The 5,913-nt window shown below is 66.4% G+C and carries 2 protein-coding genes and 1 pseudogene; 1 reads left to right on the top strand and 2 read right to left on the bottom strand.

What is annotated here, in order from left to right; translation table 11 throughout:
- Positions 1-77 precede the first annotated feature (77 nt).
- A pseudogene (gene tnpC, locus RB628_RS39015) lies at positions 78-1,010 on the top strand (IS66 family transposase); the annotation flags it as partial.
- Between the two features lie 30 nt (positions 1,011-1,040).
- On the opposite strand, the gene RB628_RS39010 reads toward tnpC, so the two are convergent.
- Entirely contained in the window at positions 1,041-2,018 is a 978-nt protein-coding gene (locus tag RB628_RS39010) for an SUKH-3 domain-containing protein (protein WP_318325396.1), read from the bottom strand.
- 2 nt (positions 2,019-2,020) lie between these two features.
- A partial coding sequence (locus tag RB628_RS39005) for a DUF6531 domain-containing protein (RefSeq protein WP_318325395.1) occupies positions 2,021-5,913 on the bottom strand: 3,893 nt, incomplete at its 5' end.

The raw sequence follows: 5,913 nt of genomic DNA, 5'->3' as shown, positions 1-5,913 counted from the left end.
ACGGGACTTGGCCGACGACAGGTCCGCCTGCGCCTCCCGGCCCTTCGCCAGCGCCCAGCTGATGGCCCGCGCCCGCCTGGCTGGTGTGCGCCCATCATCTTCCCGTGCGCCGGGCCGCCTCTGTACTGGCAGCGTTGCTGGGGGCGCCGGTGTCCGGCGGCTGGGTGGCCGGCCTGCGCGCGAAGGCCGCTCGTCTGCTGGAGGCGGCTTTCCTGCCGCGGGTGCAGGAGTTGATCGCCTCCGCTCCGGTCGCGCACGCGGACGAAACCTGCGCCCGCGCCCAGGGCGCCCTGCGCTACCTGCACGTCGCCTGCACCGAGTACCTGACAGCGATGCATGTCGGGGATCGCACGGTGGAGAGCATCGACGCGGGCGGCATCTGGCCGGCCTTCGGCGGGGTGCTGGTCCGTGACGGCTACAACGGCTACACCCACCTCGGCCATGTCTTGCACGCCTGGTGCGGTGCGCATCTCCTGCGTGATCTTCACAGCGTCCATGAGGGCGACCGGGCCGGTCAGTTGTGGGCCGAGGCGATGGCCACCACCTTGTGCGAGGCCAATGAGGCGGCACAGGCCGCCCGCGCGGCCGGCCTCGAAACGCTTGAGCCGCATGTTCGCGCCAGGATCCGTAACCGCTACCTCGGCGCGCTGGCCCGCGGCCGGGACGACAACCTCGGCAAACGAGGTCCCATGGCCGACGAGGCCCGTACCCTGATCCGCCGGTTCGAGACCCGCGAGGACATGATCCTCCGCTTCTGCACCGACCTGCAGGTTCCGTTCTCGAACAATCTCGCAGAGCGTGACCAACGCCCCGTCAAGGTGCAGCAACGCACCTCCGGCGGCTGCCGGCGCGCCCTCCGGGGACTGATCGACTTCGCTGTCGTCCAGTCCTACCTGTCCACCGTCGGCAAGTGGGGCCTGGACAAACTCGACGCGCTCGAGCAGCTCTTCACCACCGGCGCGTGGCTCCCGCCTGCCCTCACACCACGTCACGCCGTAGCCGCAGCCTGAAAATCCGTCACCCCTGCTGAACAGCTACCCTCATCGGATTCCCTGGATGAGTTTGTCCAGAGCACCGTCTGCCGTGTCTGCCAACAGTTCGACGCTGTCCATGCCCATATATACTGCTCCGCTTTGCGACATGCCCAGATAGAGGTTTCCTTGACCGAGGTCACCGATGGGGTAAAGGTCGGCCTCGGCCTCGTCGCTGAGGACTTCGAAGATCTCGTAGTCCCACTTGGCCAACGAAGGGTCAAGCCGGAACGGTGAGCGAGCCATGGTCCTGCCTGGTCCCCTCTGGTCGATCTCCAAACCGCCGAACTCGCTGAGGAACCGTCGCGCTGCCTCGTGAATCACGAAGCCCTCATCCGCTTCGTGCAGGATCCCTTCCCAGCCCCCTGTGGGCACCGAACGGCTCGGATGCCATCCGGCCAGTCGCAGCACCCGGTCGGCCTCCGCGGACCAGCGGGGTACGCCGTCAGGTCTCAGCTCACGCTCGGCTTCGGGGGGCAGCTCAAGATGATCACCTGTCAGCACGAAGGGCAGAGGAGCTCCGGTATTGCGCTCCATGACGAGGTTCTCCAGCGCTTCGTAGGCCGTGTCCGCCAGAAGTTCCGTGCTCTCCTGGCCGATGTAGACGGCTCCGTCCACAGCCATGCCCAGGTAACTGTCACCACTGTCTGCCCGGCCGATGGGATAAAGGTGGGTGCCGGCCTGTTTACTGAACCCGGTGAATGTGTCGCCAAGTTCGGCGAGCGCCGTGCCGTTGGCCTCACCGCTGAAAGGATCGAATCGGAAGGGTGACTGGGGCATGATCGGGCCAGGCGTCCATTCATCCGTCGCCAGTCCACCGAATTCGGCGAGGAACCGCCGTGCGGCCTCATGGATCCGAAAGCCGCCATAGTCGCGAAGCAGGTTCTCCCACTTCTCGATGGGAACTGATCGTCCGGGGTACCACGCAGCCGACCGCAGCACTCGATGGGTCAACGCGGACCATTCCGAAGGGATCTCATCAGTCATATCTAAGTCACCGCCGTGATTCCGAGTTGGTCAAGTACATGTTTGCACGATGGACAGGGAGGTTTGATCTTGAGATGAGCATCATTGCCCGCTGCACGTACATTGACAGCTGCCATCACACCACCCCGTGGATCGACACCTGCCTTCATGGCGTTCGACAGTGCTTCGGCCTCACCGCACTTCCCATGTTGTCCGCCTGTCCGCACGTCTTCCGGCACTCTGTCGTAGGCGGCCCGCACATTCGGATGCAGGTCATGATCTCCGCCGCCCTTGATGCTCGCACCGTCGAAGGGCTGTTTGTGGCCAGGCACCGAAAGCCCGGCCGCGCTCGTCGGACGGGTGTGTTTGTTCGCGCCAGGCCGCCCCTGCTCCACGTCGGCCCGGTTCTCCGCCGCCTGCCTGGCGGCATCCGGACAGGCCGGCGACAGTCCGAGCGGGTCGACGGCGGTGAACGGATTCGGGACGTACGTGCGAGGGTTCGGTCCAGGCGCGAGACCGAGGGGGTCCAGCGAGACGTACTGCCCCATCTCCGGGTCATAGTGACGGTGGTAGTTGTAGTTGAGTGCTGTTTCGGGGTCGTGGTATTGGCCCGGGAAGCGCAGAGGGCAGTACGTACCGTCGGGGTTGGCGTCGTCGAGAGGTGCGCCCCATACGGTCGTGCGTGCCCTCCACGCCAATTCTCCGCGTTCGTCGACCAGTTCGGTCGGCGTGCCGACAAGGTCGGTCACGATGGAATAGAACTGGTCGTCCACCCACTCCTGGGAGACCTCCCCGGCGGGGACCCTGTCCACCTGAGTAACCGGGCTGAAGCGGTCCCGTTCCCAGTCCCACACCGTGCACGAGGGAGCCTCGTCGCCCGCACGCCTGACTTGCTCAGCTGGAACAAACCCGTCCCAGGCGAAGGTCACCTCCTCCACGACAGCCTCGCCATCCGGCGCGAACCGCTGTTTCGCGATACGGCGGCCGAACGGGTCGTACAGATAGGCCCACTTCGTACCGTCGGGCGTGGTCACACCGACGAGGCGGTCCTGACTGTCCCAGGCATAGCGCCAGACATCGGGCTTGCGGGACAGACGCTTCTTGCGCCTGACCACCACCCGGCCCTGACCGTCGCACTCGTAGCGGATGTCCCCGGCCCTGCTGACCGATCCGAACGATCCGAGTTCGGAGGGCTGCGCGGCGCGAGCAGGCGTGTTCCCCTGCCACTCACCCTCGGTGAGATTGCCCGCCGCGTCGTACGCGTAGCTCTCGGACCACGTCGCCGCCCGCACCCCGGTGACCCGCCCGGTGCCGTCGGTGTCGACAAGGCGGTCACCGTTGAGCAGGTCGCTGATCGCTGAGACCGTTCCATCGGGGCGGTAGCGGTACGCACGGTGCTGGACACGTCGCGGTTCGACTGCTCCCGTCGGATCGGCACTCGCCGTCAGGGTCTGCGAGTTCAGCCTTCCGTCCGCATCCCAGGTCTGGCCCAGGACGGCGGAACCAGTGCGTCGCTCGATCTCGCGCCCGGCCTCGTCATACGCGAACGTGACAGTCCTGCCCGCGGTCCGCAACAACGTGGGCCGGTCGTTTCCGTCGTACTCCCAGGTGCTTTCCGCGTTCGACGGGGTCACCCTGCGGATGCGTCTGCCGAGCACGTCGTAGGCCGAGCGCACGGTCGCGCCGTTGCAGGTTTCGGCGAGGACCCTGCCTCGGGCGTCCCGCTCGTAGGTCAGTTCGGTCTGACCGTCGACCACTCGGAGCAGGTTTCCGACCGGATCGTACGTGTATGTGGTGACCCCTTCCGGCGTGTGCTGCTGCGCCACCTTGCCGAAGTCGTCACGGATGTAGTCGATGGACTGACCCACGCCGTTGGTCTGTCCCACGAGACGACCGGCCGCGTCGAATCGGTAGCTCTGTGCGCGTCCGCCGAAGTCCTGCTCACGAACCAGTCGGCCCGCCTCGTCATAGAAGTACTGCCAGGCACCGCCGAGTTGGTTGGTGACCGACGTGACCCGCAACTGACCGTCGTAGGCGAATTCCAGACGGGAGCCGTCGGGGTCGATGCGGACCGCGGGAAGGTCGAAGCCGCCGTACTCGAAGCGTGTCACCTGTCCGAGGGTGTCCGTGTGCTCGATGAGGTTGCCCTCACCGTCGTGGACACGTCGCTCTGTGGTGCCGTCGGGGAGGGTGCGCCGGCTGAGCCTTCCTTCCGGCGTCCAGCCGAACCGGGTGACTGCCCCGTGCGGTCCGGTCTCCGCGGTGATCCTGCCGAACACGTCCCGCTCGTACCGTGTCGTCCGACCCTCGGCGTCGGTGGTGCCGAGCGGCAGGCCCGCCGCATCGGACTCCAGCAATGCGGTACGCCCGGCGGCGTCGGTGACCGCGATGAGTGAGCCGATCTCGTTGTACTGGTAGGAGATGCGAGCGCCGGTGGGATCCGTCTCCGATGTCAGGTTGCCGCGCTCGTCGTATTCCATGCACCAGACGTAACCGTCGGCCTGGGTCACCGACACCGGCCGGCCGTATCCGTTGTTCTCCGCGTGCTCCTGACAGCCGTCCGGTCGGATGACGGCCGTTGGGGCGCCCTGCTCGTCGTACTCGTAGCGGGTCGTCAGGCCGAGCGAGTCCGTGCGGGAGAGCAGCCGGTCGTAGCGGTCCCACTCGGAATACGTGGAGTGGCCGAGCGGGTCGGTCACAGCGACGAGCTGATGGAGCTCGTTGTGCCGGTACGTCGTGGTGTTGCCGAGTGCGTCGGTGTAGTGCGTCTCGCGGTTGGCGGTGTCGTATGTGATGGTGCAGGAGAGACGGCCTTCGGCTCCCTCGCCTCGTATACAACGGTCCTGATCGTCGTAGGTGAAGCGGTACCAGCAACCGATGCGGTCAGTCCATGACGTGATGCGTGCCCGGCTGTCGTAGGTGAGCTTCAGTGGCAGACCGCTGGAGTTGTAGATCTCGGTGAGGTCGCCGTCGGAGCTGTAGGCGTAGCGCCGGAGGACCGTGCCCTCGGGGCCGTCCTGCGGGTTGCGCAGACGTAGTCGAACGACGCGCTCACCCTCGGTGTCGACGTGGAGGTGCCGGCCGGCGGAGTCACGTACGGCGACGGGGACGCCTCTGGCGTCACGGTCGAAGTCGATCCGTAGACCGTTGCGGTCTGTGATCGCGGCGAGGGGAAGCGTGAATACCCCATCGACCGCTGCCGGGGTCTCCTGAGGGGTGAAATGACGGATGAGCCCCGTGGCCGGGTCGGTGATCCGCAGGGGAGATCCGGGTGCGCCGTCCCAGTCCAACGGCCAGCGCGGACCTTCCAGCGGCATGACCGAAATGCCCCGTTCAGGCGCCGGGTAGAGCAGGATCATGCCGTCCTCGGCGGCGAACACGGCACCGTCGTTGTCCAGCTCGAGGCGCTCATCGAGGGTGGACGCCCAGGACGGGCCGAACGATCGCCCTGACCGGTATGTCGACAGATGTGTACGGCGCAGAATCAACGGAAGCAGGCCAGGCAGCTCGACGTCAGTTTCCTCCATGAGCATCTCGCCGGAGACCATGTCGATCGGGTCGCCCTTCTTGGTGCGCCCCGAGGCCTGCTTGGCCTTGCTGACCGCGTTGTCCACCCCGCGCCGGAGACCGCCCTTTCCCAGGCCCTTGGCCATGCCCTTGAGGCCGACCTTGGCGAACACCTGCATGCCCTTGGCGAGGCCGCCGAGGGTGGTCAGCCCCTTCATGCCAGGGATGCAGTCCAGCGCGGCGAGGCCCACATCCCACAGGGACGCCTGTCCCTTGGAATACTTGTAGAGCGTGTCCGCGAGCACGACGAGGGCAGCGATCAGCACGATCGCACCCAGGATCGGCCCCCCGATAATCATCGCGACGATGCCGAGCACCGCGACGACGACCTTGCACACGGCGACGATGG

The sequence above is a fragment of the Streptomyces sp. ADMS genome (assembly GCF_033441795.1).
In the GTDB taxonomy this organism is placed as follows: Bacteria; Actinomycetota; Actinomycetes; order Streptomycetales; family Streptomycetaceae; genus Streptomyces.
This window is presented reverse-complemented; position numbering and strand designations above follow the sequence as displayed.